An 18170-nucleotide genomic window follows, 5' to 3' on the forward strand; every position below is an offset into this window, starting at 1 on the left:
GTGGTCTAAAAATGGTCTATATTAAAACCATTGTATAATTATTCGGTGAAGCCATCATGAAAGTAGAGACTATCAGCTACGTTAAAAAAAACGCGGCGACGCTTGATCTGTCTGAACCGATCCTGGTCACACAAAATGGTGTACCTGCGTATGTTATAGAATCCTATGACCAGCAGCAGGAACGGGAAAACGCCATCGCGTTGTTAAAACTGCTGACTCTGTCGGAGAAAGATAAATCTGACGGGCGCTTGTTCTCAAAAGACCAACTGCTGGATGGGATTGCGGATTAAACCCAGAGCACGCAACGTAAAGGGATTTCCATGGAACCGCTGGTCACCTTTGAATACACGCTGACTGTAAAGCACTGCATCGACACCATTGCGAGTTATCTCCGCCGGGTTGATGTTAAACCGCGCCCGGTTATCGCGGATATACTCACGCAGTTCGAGCGTACCGTGAGCCAGTTTCCGTTAGGATGCCAGCTCTGCCCAGAGCTGCTGAAAATTGGCTGTGCGAAGTATCGGGAATTTAACCATGCTGAAGGCTACCGGGTTTTGTATTCTGTCGACGGTACGCGGGTGACAGCACATGCGATCTTGTCCCATCGCCAGGACATCCAACAGTTACTGTTTAAGCGTCTGATTATGGCCTGATAATCTGCGTTGTTTCTAAATACTCCATTTACACCATTGCGTGGGAGTTATTCCCCTGGACCCCTCTGTAAAAGCAGAGGGGTTTTCGTTTTAGACCGGGTATTAAGGTGGGCTAAGCGTTGGTGACGGACGCAGAGCCTGGTCGCGGGCAATGGCCAGTGCCAGCCCGGCGACCACCAGCGCCAGTCCGGCGGACACCCCTAAACTCCCCTGAATCCCGAGATGTTGATTAAGCCAGGCATAGGCAAATGGTGAGGCCGCAGCCAGCAGCTGGGCCGGGATCAGCAGGATGCCGGTGCGGCGGGCGTAATCCTGGGTGGCAAACAGCTGTAGCGGCAGCGTGGCCTTAAACACTGTGGTTAGCCCGTTGATTGCGCCATATCCCAGCACAACCCCTGCGGCAGCCCACGCAACGCTGGGGGCGCTCAGGCAGAGGGCGAAACACAGCGGCATCAGGAAGGTGGTCAGCAGGGTAAGCTTCAGCGGCGTGAGCGCGGAGCCGGACGCGACCTCCAGAAACCGCGCGCCGGTTTGCCCCACGCCCCACAGCATTCCCACCGCCACCGGCAGCCCGTAGCTGGCAATAAATTCCGGCAGATGAGTGGAGGTGCCATTGGAGACAAAGGTGACCAGGGCGATCAGCGTGGCATACAGCAGGCCCATGCGCTTTTCATGGTGCGAAGCAGGAAGGCGCTCGTGCCGGCGTATCGCGACGGGCTGGGTGTGATTGGGCATCCGCCAGAGCAGGAACGCACTCAGCAGACCCAGCAGACCGTAGACCAGCAGCGCGTGTCGCCAGTCCGTCACCGTCAGCAAAGCGGCCCCCAGCGGCCAGAACAGGGCGGATGCTAACCCGCCCGCCAGCGTGACCCGGGAGATCGTTCGTCTCGCCTGCTGGCCGTAAAGATTCACCAGCGCAGCGAACAGGGCGTCATACAGCGCCAGACGCATGCCGATACCGGTAAGCAGCCAGGCGCCCAGCCAGCCTGTCAGGGAATGGACCGTGGCCATCATGAAACATCCCGCCGCTATCGTCAGCGTGCCGCAAAGCACCACCCGCTGGCCGCCAGCTCGCGCCAGAAGCGGGGCGACGAAAGGGGAGAGCAGCGCCATTATCAGCATGGCAAGAGTCAGGCCGAGGTAGATGTGGGTCGCGGGCCAGCCGGTGTCCTGGTGGATGGCTCGGGCAAAGGTGCCCGGCATATAAAATGAAATCCCCCAGTTAATCAGCTGATTGCACCCGACAGCCAGCGTGAGTAAAGCGGTAGGGCGGCGCGTTTGTTCAGTCACTTTTGTGGTGTTCCAGTCAGTTATGCAGTTGTCGGCAGCATAACCCGCACGCTATTGTGCTGGCAGACCGGTTCGTTTATGACCCTTATAAGAGAAACTTTGCAATGACGACGCTTAATCTGGGATATCTGGCGACCTTTCGGCTGGTGGTCCAGCGCGGGAGCTTTTCTGCCGCTGCCGATGTGCTGGGGCTATCGCAGCCTGCGGTCAGCCTGCAGGTGCGCCAGCTGGAACAGTTTCTCCAGACCCGCCTGATTGAGCGCACCGGGCGAGGCATTAAAGCCACGTCTGCCGGAGAGGCGCTGTTAGGTCACAGCGAGCATATCGACCGTGCGGTCAGCGCCGCGCTGCAGTCGGTCAACGAGTGTAGCCATGAGATCAGCGGCTCGATAACGCTGGGGACGGGAGCGACGGCCTGCATTCACCTTTTGCCCCCGTTGTTACAGCAGCTGCGGCTGGCACATCCGTTGCTGACGGTGGGCGTTACGACCGGCAATACGGTTGATATCGTGCGGGCCGTGGAAGAGAACCGGCTCGATCTGGGGCTGGTGACGCTCCCAGCCAGCGGGCGTAGCCTGGCCGTCACTTCGCTGCTGGATGAGGAGTTTGTTTTTATCTTTGCCAGCGATGGCGATGAATTGCCATTGCCGCTGATGCCAGAACGGTTACAGGCGCTGCCGTTGATTGCCTTTGAGGCAGGAAGCGGCACCCGGGAGCTCATCGACGGCTGGTTCCGTGCTGCCGGGCTGCTGGTGGCACCGGTCATGCAGTTGGGGAGCATCGAGGCGATTAAACGTATGGTACGCGCCGGGTTGGGGTATAGCATTGTCCCGCGCATGGCGGTTGAGCAGCCTGAAGACCGGCACGGATTATCTGTTCAGTCGCTGACGCCGTCTCTGCACCGACAGTTAGGTGTGGTCATGCGTCAGGATAAAATTCTCAGCAAAGGGATCGGTGAAATACTGCGTCTGCTACGCGGTGTGCGCTTCCCCGTTTAAGGCGATGCGACCGGCATGTGGCTGACACGACAGTGTCGGCTTATTCCCGCGGGGGAGTATCAACAGTAATCGTAGACTGCTGAGACTGGATCTTGTCCTGATGATGGTACCAGGCGCCGATGGAGGAGTAGACGAATCGTCCAAAGAAAAAGATAAAGCTGATAAGCAGTACGATACGGGTCATGCGACGGTTAAATCGATGTCGTTTACGCATACTGGGTGCCTGACTCACAAAAGGTTCCTTAAAGTATACCCACAAGTGGGCGATATGGGTATTAAGGCACAGGAAGGGCGCAGGGTCAATTGATGGGGATGTAAAAATCCGCGGCTCAAACATTACTTAATGTTATGTAAGATGCTCACCACATTTACATGGTTTCTCATTCGGCGGTTCAATGCCAAAAAAATAAGATTTATTAATGTTAGAGCATAATTTTTTTGATTTAAATCAACTGTGCGCGGCTGTTGGTCACTAAAATCGTCTGCTCGTTCCGCGTTGTTATTATTTTCGCGGTCAGGATGGTTGGGTTGGATGCCTGCCTGAATATACCCTGCTGGAATCTGGGTTATCCATAGAGCATCAATGACAATAATTAAAAAATATAAACAGTATCGGGATAAATGGTGGGCGCTGCCGCTTATCTTACCCACGCTTTTACTGCCTCTTGCAAGAGAGGCAAATACCTACGCTGAGCTCAACGGTAGTGAAGTTTCTCTTTACTATTTACCGTTAGCGCTGGTCCTCAGTCTGATGCTTTTTTTTGGCTGGGCGGCACTGCCAGGTATTATCATTGGCCTGCTGTGTACTATCGCGCGCGGAATGAGTCCAGGGAACGCGGTCAGCGTTATTTTCCATTTCCTGATCCCCGCCGTGCTGTGCTGGGGCGGATACCGAATCTTCGTGCCACACCGGCAGCATATTACGCATGGCAATGTGAGCCTGATGCCGCACCGATTGTTCTGGCAAATGTTTCTGCCATCACTCATTTTTCTGGTGATTTCCCAACTGGCCGAGTATCTGGGGATGCATCCGCGACGGGCGGATCTGATTGGCGTGGATCCGCTAAGCCTGCGAACGTTAGTGACTTTTCAGGCTTTGATGGTGGGCTGTTTAACCGGCGTGCCGCTATGCTATTTTCTGATTCGTATTATTCGTAATCCATGGCATATCCGTGGGTTTATTTCACAGGCGAATCTACAGGTTGACCCAAAAATAAAATATGTCGAATTTGTGTTATGGGCTGCGTCATTGTTAATGTTATTGGCACTATTATTTATGCCACTGAATAGCAGAAGTACGATATTTAGCACAAATTATACATTATCATTACTTATGCCTGTGATGTTATGGGGAGCGATGCGTTTTGGTTATCGCTATATCTCGCTGATCTGGTCGCTGGTGCTGATTTTTGTTATTCATTTTCACGAGCGCTATTTACCCTCTTCAATGGTTTATCATAACCAGATAGCCATCACCTCTTCGAGCTATCTGGTGTTCTCTTTTATTATTGCTTATATGGCTATGCTGGCCACCCAGCAGCGCATGATTCATGACCGGGTTCGGCGGATGGCATTTCTCGACCCGGTGGTCCATATGCCCAATTTACGGGCGCTGAGCCGCTCGTTAGATAACTCAATCTGGTCAGTGCTGTGCTTTTTGCGGATACCGGAGCTGGAGCTGCTTGGCCGTCATTATGGCGTTCTGTTGCGTATCCAATATAAACAGCAGCTTGCCGAGCATTTAAGCGACGTTTTACAACCGAATGAAGCCGTCTACCATCTTTCCGGCCATGATCTGGTGATCCGCCTGAACAGCGGTGAGCATAAGGCACGAATTGCAACACTGGCTGAACATATCAGACGCTTTCGCCTGGTCTGGGACGGGATACCTCTGCAACCCACCGTTGGGATCAGCTACTGCAGCGTTCGTTCACCGGTTCAGCATCTCTATTTGTTGTTGGGCGAGCTCAACAACATTGCTGATATGTCGCTGACCAGCGGCCAGCCGGAAAATCTGCAGCGCCGCGGCGCCGTGCATATCCAGTCCGGACTGAAAGATAAAGTGGCGATGATGAACCAGATCCAGTATGCGCTGGAAAGCAATCAGTTTCAGCTGGCGGCTCAGCCGATCGTCGGCATTCGCGGCGATAGCTATCATGAAGTGCTGCTGCGAATGGTGGGGGAGGACGGGGTGCTGATTTACCCGGAAACCTTCCTGCCGGTGGCGCAAGAGTTTGGCCTCGCATCGCGTATCGACCTGTGGGTGCTGGAGCACACCATCGCCTTTATGAACCGGCACCGGCAGACGCTTCCGGGACTGCGGCTGGCAATGAACCTTTCACCGGTTTCCGCCAGCAGAAGCCAGTTCCCCGGCGAAGTGGAGATCCTGCTGGCGCACTACGATGTTGAGCCCTGGCAGTTAATCTTTGAGCTGACGGAAAACCACGCGCTCACCAATCCGGAGCTTGCACGGCAAACCGTGGCACAACTGCAGACGTTAGGCTGCCGTGTGGCCATCCGCGATTTTGGTACGGGTTCCGCCAGCTATGCTCGCCTGAAAAGTCTGGATGTCGATTTACTGCGCATTGACGGCAGCTTTATCCGCAATCTGCCTTCCAGCAGCCTCGATTACCAGGTGGTGGCCTCGATTTGCCATCTGGCGCGGATGAAAAATATGCAGGTGGTGGCGGAGGATGTTGAGACGCCGGAGATTCGACAGGTGGTGCAGTCTCTGGGGATTGACTACCTGCAGGGCCGCGACATTGGTGCACCGGTTCCGCTGGATTCTCTGGCAAGCAAGGAAATGGCCAAGGCTGGCTGACGGGGTAAGATAAGAAAGGGCCGGGCTGCTTCAACCCGGCCTGTGGATTAGTTGTCGGGCTCTTCCTCGGCAATCTTCAACAACCAGTCGGGCACGCCTTCCCAGTACTGTTGCTCTTTTTCCAGATCGAGCAGCACCAGCGCATTCTGGCTGAACCAGTCGTGCGGGAAGACCAACGTCCAGTGGTTTGCTTCCGTTTGCAGGCGTAGCGTAGGCGGCGTGGTGGTCGCCTGACGCTGGTTATTCAACAAGATGCCCAAACGCAAAAGCTGAATCAGCGGCAGGAACTGCTTTTTCTTAAACAGCGTAAAGCGCGGCAAATCGTCGAGCTTGATGGCTTTGCGATGATAGCGAACCAGCGTTGCCATCAGCATTTGCTGCTCCTGATTGAAGCCGGGCAAATCGCTGTTCTGCAGGATATACGCCGAGTGGCGATGCATCCCGCTATGGTTAATATTCAGTCCCACTTCGTGCAGCATGACCGCCCATTTGAGCAGTGCAGACAGGTGCGGGTTGGCAAGCTTGGGATTCTGATCCTGCCACTGTTCGAACATGTGAGTGGTGGTTTCCAGCACCCGACGCGCCTGCTCACGGTCAATATTGTATTGATTCGCCAGGCTTTGCGCGGTGCGGCTACGGATATCCTGATGGCGGAAACGTCCTTCCATCTCGTACAGCACGCCTTCACGCAGCGCGCCGTCGGATAAACGCAGCTCTTTGATCGCCAGCGCGTCAAAAACGCCGCTCAAAATCGCCAGTCCGGGCGCGAAAACTGCTTTGCGCTCCTCCGACAGCCCCGGCAGGCTGAGAGCATCGAAGTTTTTATACTTCAGCACTTCATCCACCAGCATTTCCAGACGTTCCGGGGTAATAAAGCCGTCTTTCTCGCCCATCGCCACCAGCACTTCCTGCGCGGCTTTGATGGTGCCAGAGGCACCCAACGCCACGTTCCAGCCCTGGATACGGAACTGCCATGCCAGCGTTTCCAGCTTCTGCACAGCCGACAGGCGCGCGCGCTGGAAATTCTCTTTGTTAATGGTGCCGCCAGGGAAGTAGATCTGCGAGAAGCTGACGCAACCCATGCGCCGGCTTTCAACCAGCCGCGGTTCGAAATCCTCGCCAATCACCAGCTCCGTCGAACCACCACCGATATCGATGACCAGCTTACGGCCTCTTTCCGGCTGCGTATGTTCAACGCCCATAAAAATCAGACGCGCTTCTTCATTCCCCGAGATTATCTCAATCGGGTAGGGAATGACTTTTTCCGCACGCTTGAGAAATTCAGCGGCGTTTGCCGCCTGGCGTAAGGTATGGGTCCCGACGATGCATACGCTGGAGGGGGAAAAACCCTGCAGGCGTTCGGCGAACAGCGACAGGCAGTTAAGCCCGCGAGCGATCGCTTCTTCGCTAAGCACGGAGTTTTCATCCAGGCCATCGGCCAGGTGAACCCGCTGTTTCAGGCGGCCGATGATCTGCATCGCGCCGTCGACGACACGCGCGATCACCATATGAAAACTGTTTGAACCAAGGTCGACCGCAGCAAACTCCTGAGGACGAGGGGTTTTTTCGTTTATTGGCATAGTTAGTCGGGCTGTTCGAGTGATTTGAGATAGTCGTAGATCGCCAGCTGTGCGCGTACCTTACGGCGGTTGCCGCGCGGTACATAGCGATTACTCAGTTCTTTATCAAGATAGCGTGCTTTGACCGTGTCGTTGAACAACAGATCAAAAATATCCAGAACGCGCTGTTTCAGGCGCGGATCCAGCAGCGGGGCGGCCACTTCAATACGGTAGTCAATATTGCGTGTCATCCAGTCTGCGGAAGAGAGCCAGACCTGTTTGTCGCCACCGTTTTCAAAGACATAGACGCGATCGTGCTCCAGGAAGCGGTCAACGATGCTGGTCACGCGAATGTTTTCGCTGATGCCTTCCAGGCCTGGGATCAGCGAGCACATGCCGCGTATCAGCAGATTAACCGGAACCCCGGAACTTGAGGCCGCATACAGGCGATCCACCAGTCCTTTATCCACCAGGTTGTTCAACTTCAGCGTGATGCCGGAAGGCTGTCCGTTCTGGGCGTTGGCGATCTCTCTGTCGATCATTTCATACAGCAGGCGGCGCGAGTTCTGTGGCGAAACCAGCAGATAATCGAAGTTTACCGGGCGGTATGGGTTTTCGATAAAGTTGAAGACGCGACGCACTTCATTGGTAATACGCGCATCGGCGGTCAGCAACGAATAGTCGGTATACAAGCGGGCGGTTTTTTCGTTGAAGTTACCGGTACCGATATGGGCATAGCGGACGACTTCATCACCCTCTTTACGTGACACCAGGAACAGCTTGGCGTGAATTTTCAGGCCCGGCGCGGAGAAGATAACGTGTACGCCCGCTTCGGTCAGGCGTTTTGCCCAATGAATGTTGGCTTCTTCATCAAAGCGCGCCTGCAGTTCGACCACGACGGTAACTTTTTTACCGTTATGGGCGGCGTGGATCATCGAGTCGATGATGCGCGAATCCTTGGCAACGCGATAAATATTGATTTTGATGGCCAGCACGCTCGGGTCGAACGACGCCTGACGCAGCAGTTCCAGCACGTGCTCAAAGGTATGGTACGGATAGTACAGCAGCACGTCGCGCTCGCGAATCGCGTCAAACCCGTTACGGAATTTATCGAACCAGGTGTGGCGAAGGCGCGGCAGTGGCTTGTTGACCAGATTGGCCTTCCCGACGTTCGGGAAGCCGATAAAGTCTTTGAAATTATGGTAGCGGCCGCCCGGCAGCATCGAGTCGTAGCGCGAAATAGAGAACATCTCGCGCAGCATTTCGACCATGGTGTCCGGCATGTCGCGCTGATAGACAAAGCGTACCGGCTCCGCCGTCAGACGCTGTTTCAGGCTGGAGGACATCAGCTCCATCAGGCTCGATTCCATCTCGTGTACCAGGTCGTACTCGGCATCACGGGTCATTTTCATCGAGTAGGCGTTGAGCGCATCGTAATCAAAGAAGCCTTTAAAGATATCATCCAGGCAGTAGCGCAGGATGTTATCAAGCAAAATCATTGGCTTGCGGCGACGCGGCGCTTCCGGCGGCAGGTTTACAAAGCGCGGAACTTTATCTGACGGAATTTCCAGCAGGGCGTAATTGATGGTCTCGCCGCGGATGATTTCGACCGCCAGATAGGTGTAATCGTCTTTCAGAAACTGGATCAGATCCGTTTCAGGGTTAATCAGAATAGGGGTGATATGCTGGCGCAGGTACTGTTTGAAGTAGTTGCGTAGCCAGGACTGCTGATTGACCGAGAGCTGGCGTTCGTTGATCAGGAAGATTTGGTTACGCGCCATCTCCAGCAGCAGCTCGTTGTACAAGCTGTCAAACTCCTGGTCAGCTTTGAGGACCCGGGCCTGGATTTTACCTAATAAATGGCGAGAATGGGCGGTACTGCCTTGTTCTTCGCTAATAATGATGCGGCGCTTAAGTTCAGCGAAGCGCACTTTATAGAATTCGTCGAGATTGTTGGAGTAGATTCCCAAAAAGCGCATGCGCTCAATCAGTGGGTTGCTTTTATCCGCCGCTTCCTGAAGTACGCGTTCGTTAAAGGACAACCAGCTGAGTTCTTTCTCGATATATAGCTTTTCCTGGCCCATTACAACTCACACTCCGGTTGATTGATGTTGCTTTTTCATTATGGCGAGCTTTGCCATTGAATGTCCAACTATGTCAAAGAAGTATGACAGTTTTCTTTCAATATGCTGTGAAGAAAAAAGGTGCTGCGCGTTTGCTGATATTGTAGACAAAACAAGGTCCTTCCCGGGCGTCGACGCGCCATAAACGGCCATGGGATGAGGGTGGGTAAGACGGTATGACCAGCGAAATAATGCACCAAAAAAAACGCCTCTGAGTAAGGCAGAGGCGTTGATGTTTATTCTTCGGCGGCGTATCCCTGCGCCGGCAGAGGAACATTATCAAGCCAGGCCTGATTGTCCTCCATACGCAGACGACCGTCGACAAACCAGCTCACGACCAGCGGATAAATCGCATGCTCCTGAGCCTGTACGCGGGCGGTGATATCGTCTTCGCTGTCATCGGCGAACACCGGCACTTTGGCTTGCAGAATGACCGGGCCGCCGTCGAGCTCATCGGTGACGAAATGCACCGACGTCCCGTGCTCTTCATCACCGTTTTCCAGTACCTGGCGGTGCGTATGCAGCCCCGGGTATTTTGGCAACAGTGACGGGTGGATATTCAGCAGACGCCCCTGATAATGGGCGACAAACGCCGGGCTAAGGATCCGCATATAGCCCGCCAGCACCACCAGATCCGGCGCGTAAGCATCGATCTCTTGCATCAGCTCGCGATCGAAAGCTTCACGGTTGGCAAACTGGCTGGCCGTCAGCGCGTGGGCCGCGACATGGGCTTCACGTGCACGTTCAAGGCCGAACGCGTCGGCCTTATTACTGAATACCGCTCGCAGGGTGCCGTTGATCTGTTTCCGGGCGCAGGCGTCGATAATCGCCTGCAAATTACTGCCGTTACCGGAAATCAGCACCACGATGTTTTTCATTCAATGACCACACGCTGTTCGGAATCTGAAGCTTTGATATAGCCTATTTTCCACGCGTTTTCACCTTTCTCGCTCAGCAGCGCAATGGCGCTGTCGGCGACATCGGCCGGCAGGGCGATAACCATACCGACACCGCAGTTAAAGGTACGATACATTTCATGGCTGCTGACGTTACCGGCAGTTTGCAGCCAGTTGAAGACTTCCGGCCATTGCCAGGAAGACTCATCGATGACCGCCTGGGTGTTGTCCGGCAGCACGCGCGGAATGTTTTCCCAGAAGCCGCCACCGGTCAGGTGAGCGATAGCATGCACGTCAACGTTGGCAATCAGATCCAGCACCGACTTAACGTAGATGCGGGTCGGCGCCAGCAGGTGGTCCGCCAGCGGGGTGCCGTTCAGGTCAGTGGTCTGAGGATCGACACCGCTGACTTCGATAATTTTACGCACCAGCGAGTAGCCGTTGGAGTGCGGGCCGCTGGAAGCCAGTGCCACCAGCACATCACCATCGGCAACTTTGCTGCCATCGATGATTTCTGATTTTTCTACTACGCCGACGCAGAAACCGGCCACGTCATAGTCTTCCCCGTGGTACATCCCCGGCATCTCTGCCGTTTCGCCGCCAACCAGCGCACAGCCGGACTGCAGACAGCCTTCGGCGATACCGCTGATGACGCTGGCTGCCGTATCGACATCCAGTTTACCGGTGGCATAGTAGTCGAGGAAAAACAGCGGCTCTGCGCCCTGGACCACCAGGTCGTTGACGCACATCGCCACGAGATCGATACCGATAGTATCGTGGCGCTTCAGATCCATCGCCAGACGCAGCTTGGTACCGACGCCATCAGTGCCGGAAACCAGAACCGGTTCGCGGTATTTTTGCGGCAATGCGCACAGTGCGCCGAATCCGCCCAGTCCACCCATCACTTCCGGGCGACGGGTTTTCTTCACCACACCCTTAATACGGTCGACGAGAGCGTTGCCTGCATCAATATCTACGCCGGCATCTTTATAGCTGAGAGAGGTTTTATCGGTCACTGCGAAATCTCCACACATTTGCGGTAGCAAGAAAAATCGGCGCAATTCTAACAGGGATAGCAAACGTTTGCGAGCCTGCTTTACAGTCGGCGTGAATCAGCCGCAATATGCACAAATTTGATACTGTTCACGAAAATGAAACCGGGTACATTCTTGTGCTTGCCTCTGTCTGTGGGAATCGCCATCATGCCACTGAAACCGGTTTCTTTTTTGTGTTCAGGATAAAAGGAAGAGAACATGTCTGGATTTAAAGAAGGTTTTCTGTGGGGCGGCGCTGTGGCGGCGCATCAGCTTGAAGGGGGCTGGCAGGAAGGAGGGAAGGGCATCAGCGTGGCTGATGTGATGACCGCCGGAGCGCACGGCGTGCCGCGTGAAATCACCGATGGCGTGGTAGCGGGGAAAAACTACCCCAACCATGAGGCGATTGATTTTTACCATCGTTATAAAGACGACATTCAGCTGTTTGCCGAAATGGGCTTCAAATGTTTCCGCACCTCGATTGCCTGGACACGTATCTTCCCGCAGGGCGATGAGCAGACGCCGAACGAGGCCGGCTTACAATTCTATGACGACCTGTTCGATGAGTGCCTGAAGCACGGCATTGAGCCGGTGATTACGCTCTCCCACTTCGAAATGCCGTACCATCTGGTGACGGAGTATGGCGGCTGGCGTAACCGTAAACTGATCGATTTCTTCGTGCGCTTTGCGAAAGTGGTATTCCACCGCTATCAGCATAAAGTGAAGTACTGGATGACTTTTAATGAGATCAACAACCAGGCAAACTACCACGAAGACTTCGCGCCATTCACGAACTCAGGCCTGAAGTACCAGCCGGGTGAAGACCGTGAGCCGGTGATGTATCAGGCGGCGCATTACGAGCTGGTTGCCAGCGCCCTGGCAGTGAAGGCCGCGCGCGAGATTAACCCGTCGCTGCTGGTGGGCTGCATGATTGCAATGTGCCCAATCTATCCGCTCTCCTGCGCCCCGAACGATATGATGATGGCGATGAACGCCATGCATCGCCGCTACTGGTTTACCGATGTGCATGTCCGTGGCCACTATCCGCAGCATTTGCTGAACTACTTTGCCCGCCGCGGGTTTGAGCTGGATATCACCGACGCGGATCGCCAGGCGTTGAGCGAGGGCTGCGTCGACTATATTGGCTTTAGCTACTATATGTCCTTCGCGACCAAAGCGACCGATGATAACCCTCTGCTGGATTATGACGAGACGAAAAGCCTGGTCTCCAACCCGTACGTCCAGAAATCAGACTGGGGCTGGCAGATTGACCCGGTGGGCCTGCGTTACTCCCTGAACTGGTTCTGGGATCACTATCAGCTGCCGCTGTTTATTGTTGAGAACGGCTTTGGCGCCATCGACGTGCGCGAAGCGGACGGTACGGTAGACGATCGCTACCGCATCGATTATCTCTCTGCGCATATTGCCGAGATGAAAAAAGCGGTGGTTGAGGACGGTGTGGATCTGATGGGTTATACCCCATGGGGATGTATCGATCTGGTGTCCGCCGGCACCGGCGAAATGAAAAAACGCTATGGCTTTATTTACGTTGATAAAGATAATGAAGGTAACGGGACGCTGGACCGTAGCCGTAAGGCATCATTCGCCTGGTATCAACAGGTTATTAATACCAACGGTGATGCGTTGTAGTTGACCGTTCATTTCATCCAACCCCGCTTGCGCGGGGTTTTTTTTATTCTGTTTTATACCCGTCATACTTCAAGTTGCAGGTGCGTTGGCTTCCTCGCTCACCCCAGTCACTTACTTCAGTAAGCTCCTGGGAATTCCCTCTGTCGCCGCCTTCCTGCGACTCGAATTATTTAGGGTATATACTGGTTCAGGCAGCGTAAAGCATTTTGGTTGATCCCGGTCAAACATATCGGCTATGGCGCAAATGGAAAAAAGCGGTATAATCCCGCGATTTTTTTTGTGGCTGCCCCTCAGAGGAGAAAGAGAATGAAGATTGTGGAAGTGAAACACCCGCTCGTCAAACACAAGCTGGGCCTGATGCGTGAGCACGACATCAGCACCAAACGCTTCCGTGAACTTGCCTCAGAAGTAGGGAGCTTGCTGACTTATGAAGCGACCGCCGACCTGGAAACAGAAAAAGTCACCATCGAAGGGTGGAACGGTCCGGTAGAAGTCGAGCAGATCAAAGGTAAGAAAATCACCGTTGTGCCGATTCTGCGTGCGGGTCTGGGCATGATGGAAGGGGTTCTGGAGCACGTACCGAGCGCGCGTATCAGCGTGGTGGGTGTTTACCGTGACGAAGAAACCCTGGAGCCGGTTCCTTACTTCCAGAAGCTGGTGTCAAACATCGATGAGCGTATGGCGCTGGTGGTTGACCCGATGCTGGCAACTGGCGGTTCGATGATCGCCACAATCGATCTGCTGAAAAAAGCAGGCTGCTCCAGCATTAAGGTGCTGGTGCTGGTGGCGGCGCCGGAAGGTATTGCCGCACTCGAGAAAGCGCACCCGGATGTGGAGATGTACACCGCGTCCATTGACCAGGGCCTCAACGACCACGGATACATTATTCCGGGACTCGGCGATGCCGGCGATAAGATTTTTGGTACCAAGTAATTGAATGAATAATAAGAAGCCGACTTTAAGAGTCGGCTTTTTTTTGAATAAAACAAAATCACAGCAACTAATCACATGACTCTCAGAGGAAAACGTTATGACGCGCCGCGCAATCGGGGTGAGTGAAAGACCGCCGCTTTTACAGACAATTCCACTTAGTTTGCAGCATCTGTTCGCTATGTTTGGCGCAACGGTCCTGGTCCCGGTGCTGTTTCATATCAACCCGGCCACCGTTCTGCTGTTTAACGGCGTCGGGACTCTGCTGTATCTCTTCATCTGTAAGGGCAAAATCCCGGCCTATCTGGGCTCGAGCTTTGCATTTATCTCGCCGGTACTGCTGCTGCTGCCGCTGGGTTATGAAGTCGCGCTCGGTGGCTTTATTATGTGCGGCGCGCTGTTCTGCGTGGTCTCCTTTATTGTCAAAAAAGCGGGAACCGGCTGGCTGGACGTGATGTTCCCGCCTGCCGCAATGGGGGCGATTGTCGCGGTCATTGGTCTGGAGCTTGCGGGCGTGGCGGCTAACATGGCCGGTCTGTTACCGGCTGACGGCCAATCACCGGATAGCACCACCATTATTATCTCGATGGTCACGCTGGGCGTCACGGTGTTTGGTTCGGTGCTGTTCCGTGGCTTTATGGCGATTATCCCGATTCTGATTGGCGTGCTGGTTGGCTACGCGCTCTCCTTCGTGATGGGCGTTGTCGACACCACGCCGATTGCACAAGCGCACTGGTTTGCTCTGCCAACTTTCTACACCCCGCGCTTTGAGTGGTTTGCGATCTTCACTATCCTGCCGGCGGCGTTGGTGGTTATTGCTGAGCACGTCGGTCACCTGGTGGTAACGGCCAACATCGTTAAAAAAGATCTGATCCGCGATCCTGGCCTGCATCGTTCGATGTTTGCTAACGGTCTGTCGACGATGATCTCCGGCTTCTTTGGATCGACGCCAAACACCACCTACGGTGAAAACATCGGCGTCATGGCTATCACCCGCGTGTACAGCACCTGGGTCATCGGCGGCGCGGCTATCTTCGCGATTCTGCTCTCCTGCGTGGGCAAGCTGGCGGCGGCCATTCAGATCATCCCGCTGCCGGTGATGGGCGGCGTGTCGCTGCTGCTGTACGGCGTGATTGGTGCCTCCGGTATTCGGGTGTTGATCGAATCGAAAGTGGATTACAACAAGGCGCAGAATTTGATTCTGACCTCGGTGATTCTGATCATTGGCGTGAGCGGCGCGAAAGTGCATATTGGCGCGACGGAGCTGAAAGGCATGGCGCTGGCGACAATTGTCGGCGTTGGCCTGAGCCTGATCTTCAAATTGATCAGCGTCCTGCGTCCGGAAGAGGTGGTTCTGGATGCAGCAGACAGCGAAGATGTAAAACATTGATCCTTCAACCGGGTGGCGATCCCACCCGGTTCTCACCTGGCCTTCTTCGTGCTAAACTCATCGCGTTTTTCTGTAAGCCTATGATGAGGTCCATCTGAACGCACCGGCACAGCTCTCTTTGCCACTGTATCTTCCCGATGATGAAACTTTCGCGAGTTTTTGGCCGGGTGATAATCCCTCTCTTCTTGCTGCGTTACAGAACGTGCTGCGGCAGGAACATAGCGGGTACATCTATATCTGGTCACGTGAAGGCGCGGGGCGCAGTCATCTCTTACATGCCGCCTGTGCGGAGCTTTCCCAGCGCGGCGATGCGGTGGGCTATGTTCCACTGGATAAGCGTACGTGGTTTGTTCCGGAAGTGCTCGACGGGATGGAGCAGCTTTCGCTGGTCTGTATTGATAACATCGAGTGCGTGGCCGGCGATGAGCTATGGGAAATGGCGATCTTCAATCTGTACAACCGGATCCTCGAGTCGGGGAAAACCCGTCTGTTGATTACCGGTGATTGCCCGCCGCGACAGCTGAATCTTGGGCTGGCAGATCTGGCGTCACGCCTTGACTGGGGGCAGATCTACAAACTGCAGCCGTTGTCAGATGAAGACAAACTGCAGGCGCTACAGCTGCGTGCGCGCCTGCGTGGTTTCGAGATGCCGGAAGACGTCTGCCGTTTCCTGCTTAAACGCCTCGATCGTGAAATGCGCTCGCTCTTTATGACGCTCGATCAGCTCGATCACGCATCTATCACCGCTCAACGTAAACTGACCATTCCTTTCGTGAAAGAGATCCTCAAGCTGTAGCGGTCTCTCTTTAATGCTTGCGCCATCGTTGCGATGGCGCCTGGCCTGTTAGCTGACGATTTCCAGAACCTGCTCCGGCGGCCGGCCGATACGCGCCTGACCATGGCTGACGACCACCGGTCGTTCCATCAGCTTAGGATTGTCGACGATGGCCTGAATCAGCGCGTCTTCACTCAGCTGCGGGTCGGCAAGGTTCAACGATTTATACAGATCCTCTTTCTGACGCATCAGTTCGCGGGCGCTGACCATGCCGAGCATTTTCAGCAGCTGGCGCAGCGTGGCGGCATCCGGCGGCGTCTCCAGGTAGAGCACCACTTCAGGATCGATCCCGTTAGCTTTCAGCAGACTTAAAGTATCACGGCTCTTGGAGCAGCGAGGGTTATGGTAGATTTTTACCGCGTCAGACATCGGGTCTCCTTACATTTTTTGATAGGGGCGGAATCGTTCCTGCAACTGACGTAGCTGGTCGATACGTGCATCGTAACGAGCCTGTTGCAAACTGCCCAGTTTCACCTGTGAGCTGGCGCTGCTCAGCAGCGTGATCGCCTGGTCGAGCTGTCCGACCAGCGCCATGCCTTCCGCACGCGCCGCCAGTTCCTGATCGCGATGGCCGAGCGCCGCTTCAGACTGGGCCAGCAGATCCCAGCCGTTGGTGTCGTCTTTGTAGTTAAAGGTGTAGCGGTTGAGGATGGTCGCCGCCTGCGCCGGCTGAGCGCCCTGCAGGTAAGCGTTGGCGAGGTTCAGTTGCAACACCGGATTGGTGCGAATTTCTTTGGCGTTTTTCAGCCGGTTGATGGCATCGGCCGTTTTCTTCTGCCCAAGGTCGATATCGGTCGCCAGGTCGAGATACCAGGCATTTTGCGGATCGGCGCTCAGCAACGGCTGTAGCGTTTTGCGTGCCAGATCGTAATTGTTGCTTCCCATCGCCAGCAGCGCCCGCCCGTACTGGGCAGCATGCTGTTCACGAATATTGCCTTTGGCCCATGCGTTGAGTAAATCATCCCCGAGCTTATTGGCCCCGGAGTTATACATTCCCAGGGTTCTGGCCTTGGCCAAGTAGAAATCGGCGGAAGACTGAACCACCACCGGTCGCATCTGGTTTGCACGGTTACGGGCGTCCGACAGACGGCTTTCCGGCAAGGGGTGAGTCAGCAGCATTTCAGGCGGACGGGTGGAATAGCGCGACTCATCGAGCAGTTTGCCCATAAAGGCCGGCATCGCCTGCGGGTCAAAGCCGGAACGCTGCAGCACCTGAATCCCGATGCGGTCGGCTTCTTCTTCGTTCTGGCGGGTAAAGCTGATCATCCCCTGCTGGGTGCCCGCCAGCGTGCCGGTAAGGGCTGCCATACCCGCCTGTGGGCTGGCCATCGCCAGCAGGATAGAGCCCAGTGCGCCGACCCATGTCAGCGGGGCATTGCGTTTTTGGTCTTCCATCGCGCGCGCCAGGTGGCGCTGGGTGACGTGTGAGATTTCGTGCGCCATGACCGACGCCAGCTCGCTTTCGGTATCCGAATAGCGGAACAGGGCGGAGTGCAGCACGACGTTGCCCCCGAAGAAGGCGAAGGCGTTAATCTGGTCGTTATTGATCAGGTAAAAGTGAAATGGGGTCCGCACGGAGTTAGCGTGTGACACCAGGCGCATACCTAAGCCATTGATATATTGTACCAACAGGGGATCGTTAATCAGCGGCGCGCTACCGCGCAGCTGACGCACATAGTAATCCCCCATCTGCAATTCCTGGCCAATGGAGAGCGTGCTTCCAGCAGAGGTGCCCATATCTGGCAGGGTATCTGCGGAGTCCGCAAAAGCCGGCAAAATTGAACCCAGCGTCAGTGACGCTATGACGGTTGCCACCAGCGTTTTCTTTAACTGCCTGAACATAACCTCTGTCCTGTAATGTGGGTGTGCCAGTTTGACCGATAGGGCGGCGTAATGTTCCGTATCCGCGCGTCCTGCGAGTTTAGCTGGCGCAGAGGCTATTGAAAATATGATCTTCGTGCGAGCGTGAATGTTTGTGGCTTTGCTAATAA

The 18170-nt window shown here is 54.9% G+C and carries 17 protein-coding genes; 8 read left to right on the top strand and 9 right to left on the bottom strand.

The genetic code is table 11. The annotated features are described in order from the left end of the window. The first annotated feature begins 56 nt into the window (after positions 1-56). Both HF679_RS00375 and HF679_RS00380 read left to right on the top strand, forming a co-directional pair. Entirely contained in the window at positions 57-290 is a 234-nt protein-coding gene (locus HF679_RS00375; RefSeq protein WP_123755362.1) for a type II toxin-antitoxin system Phd/YefM family antitoxin, read from the top strand. A 30-nt stretch (positions 291-320) separates the two neighbouring features. Further along, on the top strand, positions 321-653 hold the full coding sequence (locus tag HF679_RS00380; protein ID WP_123755361.1) for a type II toxin-antitoxin system RelE/ParE family toxin: 333 nt from the start codon (positions 321-323) through the stop codon (positions 651-653). A 102-nt stretch (positions 654-755) separates the two neighbouring features. Here the strand turns inward: HF679_RS00380 and HF679_RS00385 are convergent, their stop codons facing one another. Next, positions 756-1856, bottom strand: coding sequence for an MFS transporter (locus HF679_RS00385; protein ID WP_187043015.1), 1101 nt, complete (start codon positions 1854-1856; stop codon positions 756-758). Positions 1857-2047: 191 nt separating this feature from the next. Between HF679_RS00385 and HF679_RS00390 the strand changes: the two genes are divergently transcribed. Continuing rightward, the gene (locus tag HF679_RS00390; protein ID WP_123755360.1) at positions 2048-2941 is read left to right on the top strand and encodes a LysR family transcriptional regulator; all 894 of its coding nucleotides are present in this window, start codon (positions 2048-2050) and stop codon (positions 2939-2941) included. Positions 2942-2981: 40 nt separating this feature from the next. On the opposite strand, the gene HF679_RS00395 is transcribed toward HF679_RS00390, so the two are convergent. Then, positions 2982-3173 (bottom strand): YfgG family protein, encoded by a 192-nt coding sequence (locus HF679_RS00395; protein WP_123755359.1) that lies wholly within the window; start codon positions 3171-3173, stop codon positions 2982-2984. Between the two features lie 104 nt (positions 3174-3277). Further along, complete coding sequence (locus HF679_RS00400) at positions 3278-3592, bottom strand: hypothetical protein (protein ID WP_187043089.1); 315 nt, start codon at positions 3590-3592, stop codon at positions 3278-3280. Here HF679_RS00400 and HF679_RS00405 point away from each other — a divergent pair. Beyond that, positions 3525-5762 (top strand): EAL domain-containing protein, encoded by a 2238-nt coding sequence (locus HF679_RS00405; protein ID WP_187042486.1) that lies wholly within the window; start codon positions 3525-3527, stop codon positions 5760-5762. The genes HF679_RS00400 and HF679_RS00405 overlap by 68 nt on opposite strands. 47 nt (positions 5763-5809) lie before the next feature. Here HF679_RS00405 and ppx read toward each other — a convergent pair whose 3' ends face one another. The 4 genes from ppx to purM form a co-directional block, all read right to left on the bottom strand. Then, positions 5810-7342, bottom strand: a complete 1533-nt coding sequence (ppx, locus tag HF679_RS00410) for an exopolyphosphatase (RefSeq protein ID WP_123755357.1) — start codon at positions 7340-7342, stop codon at positions 5810-5812. Between the two features lie 2 nt (positions 7343-7344). Further along, a complete protein-coding gene (gene ppk1 / locus HF679_RS00415) occupies positions 7345-9405 on the bottom strand; it encodes a polyphosphate kinase 1 (RefSeq protein WP_123755356.1) in 2061 nt (686 codons plus the stop codon). Between the two features lie 275 nt (positions 9406-9680). Then, positions 9681-10322 carry a phosphoribosylglycinamide formyltransferase gene (purN, locus tag HF679_RS00420; protein ID WP_123755355.1) on the bottom strand — a complete coding sequence of 214 codons (642 nt, stop codon included), beginning with the start codon at positions 10320-10322 and terminating at the stop codon, positions 9681-9683. Continuing rightward, the gene (gene purM / locus HF679_RS00425) at positions 10319-11356 is read right to left on the bottom strand and encodes a phosphoribosylformylglycinamidine cyclo-ligase (protein ID WP_123755354.1); all 1038 of its coding nucleotides are present in this window, start codon (positions 11354-11356) and stop codon (positions 10319-10321) included. The genes purN and purM overlap by 4 nt, the downstream gene beginning before the upstream one ends. Before the next feature lie 237 nt (positions 11357-11593). Here purM and HF679_RS00430 point away from each other — a divergent pair, with 237 nt between their 5' ends. The 4 genes from HF679_RS00430 to HF679_RS00445 all read left to right on the top strand — a co-directional run bounded on the left by HF679_RS00430 (position 11594) and on the right by HF679_RS00445 (position 16140). Next, positions 11594-13024 (top strand): 6-phospho-beta-glucosidase, encoded by a 1431-nt coding sequence (locus tag HF679_RS00430; protein ID WP_154144174.1) that lies wholly within the window; start codon positions 11594-11596, stop codon positions 13022-13024. A gap of 306 nt (positions 13025-13330) precedes the next feature. Continuing rightward, complete coding sequence (gene upp, locus HF679_RS00435) at positions 13331-13957, top strand: uracil phosphoribosyltransferase (RefSeq protein WP_123755352.1); 627 nt, start codon at positions 13331-13333, stop codon at positions 13955-13957. A gap of 97 nt (positions 13958-14054) precedes the next feature. Then, positions 14055-15344 (top strand): uracil permease, encoded by a 1290-nt coding sequence (gene uraA, locus HF679_RS00440; RefSeq protein WP_187042487.1) that lies wholly within the window; start codon positions 14055-14057, stop codon positions 15342-15344. Between the two features lie 94 nt (positions 15345-15438). After that, entirely contained in the window at positions 15439-16140 is a 702-nt protein-coding gene (locus HF679_RS00445) for a DnaA inactivator Hda (RefSeq protein WP_123755350.1), read from the top strand. A gap of 48 nt (positions 16141-16188) precedes the next feature. Here HF679_RS00445 and arsC read toward each other — a convergent pair whose 3' ends face one another. Further along, entirely contained in the window at positions 16189-16548 is a 360-nt protein-coding gene (arsC, locus tag HF679_RS00450; RefSeq protein WP_123755349.1) for an arsenate reductase (glutaredoxin), read from the bottom strand. A 9-nt stretch (positions 16549-16557) separates the two neighbouring features. Further along, complete coding sequence (gene bepA, locus HF679_RS00455) at positions 16558-18021, bottom strand: beta-barrel assembly-enhancing protease (RefSeq protein WP_123755348.1); 1464 nt, start codon at positions 18019-18021, stop codon at positions 16558-16560. Between the last annotated feature and the right edge of the window lie 149 nt (positions 18022-18170).

It is taken from the genome of Enterobacter sp. JUb54 (assembly GCF_014298075.1).
GTDB lineage: Bacteria > Pseudomonadota > Gammaproteobacteria > Enterobacterales > Enterobacteriaceae > Klebsiella > Klebsiella lignicola.

What these genes read in the sequence shown, in the direction of transcription:
- upp (WP_123755352.1), top strand. Translation starts at nt 13,331, where the DNA reads ATGAAGATTGTGGAAGTGAAACACCCGCTCGTCAAACACAAGCTGGGC.
- purN (WP_123755355.1), bottom strand. Translation starts at nt 10,322, where the DNA reads ATGAAAAACATCGTGGTGCTGATTTCCGGTAACGGCAGTAATTTGCAG.
- ppk1 (WP_123755356.1), bottom strand. Translation starts at nt 9,405, where the DNA reads ATGGGCCAGGAAAAGCTATATATCGAGAAAGAACTCAGCTGGTTGTCC.
- bepA (WP_123755348.1), bottom strand. Translation starts at nt 18,021, where the DNA reads ATGTTCAGGCAGTTAAAGAAAACGCTGGTGGCAACCGTCATAGCGTCA.
- HF679_RS00385 (WP_187043015.1), bottom strand. Translation starts at nt 1,856, where the DNA reads ATGCCGGGCACCTTTGCCCGAGCCATCCACCAGGACACCGGCTGGCCC.
- uraA (WP_187042487.1), top strand. Translation starts at nt 14,055, where the DNA reads ATGACGCGCCGCGCAATCGGGGTGAGTGAAAGACCGCCGCTTTTACAG.
- HF679_RS00375 (WP_123755362.1), top strand. Translation starts at nt 57, where the DNA reads ATGAAAGTAGAGACTATCAGCTACGTTAAAAAAAACGCGGCGACGCTT.
- ppx (WP_123755357.1), bottom strand. Translation starts at nt 7,342, where the DNA reads ATGCCAATAAACGAAAAAACCCCTCGTCCTCAGGAGTTTGCTGCGGTC.
- HF679_RS00430 (WP_154144174.1), top strand. Translation starts at nt 11,594, where the DNA reads ATGTCTGGATTTAAAGAAGGTTTTCTGTGGGGCGGCGCTGTGGCGGCG.
- HF679_RS00390 (WP_123755360.1), top strand. Translation starts at nt 2,048, where the DNA reads ATGACGACGCTTAATCTGGGATATCTGGCGACCTTTCGGCTGGTGGTC.
- HF679_RS00405 (WP_187042486.1), top strand. Translation starts at nt 3,525, where the DNA reads ATGACAATAATTAAAAAATATAAACAGTATCGGGATAAATGGTGGGCG.
- arsC (WP_123755349.1), bottom strand. Translation starts at nt 16,548, where the DNA reads ATGTCTGACGCGGTAAAAATCTACCATAACCCTCGCTGCTCCAAGAGC.
- HF679_RS00380 (WP_123755361.1), top strand. Translation starts at nt 321, where the DNA reads ATGGAACCGCTGGTCACCTTTGAATACACGCTGACTGTAAAGCACTGC.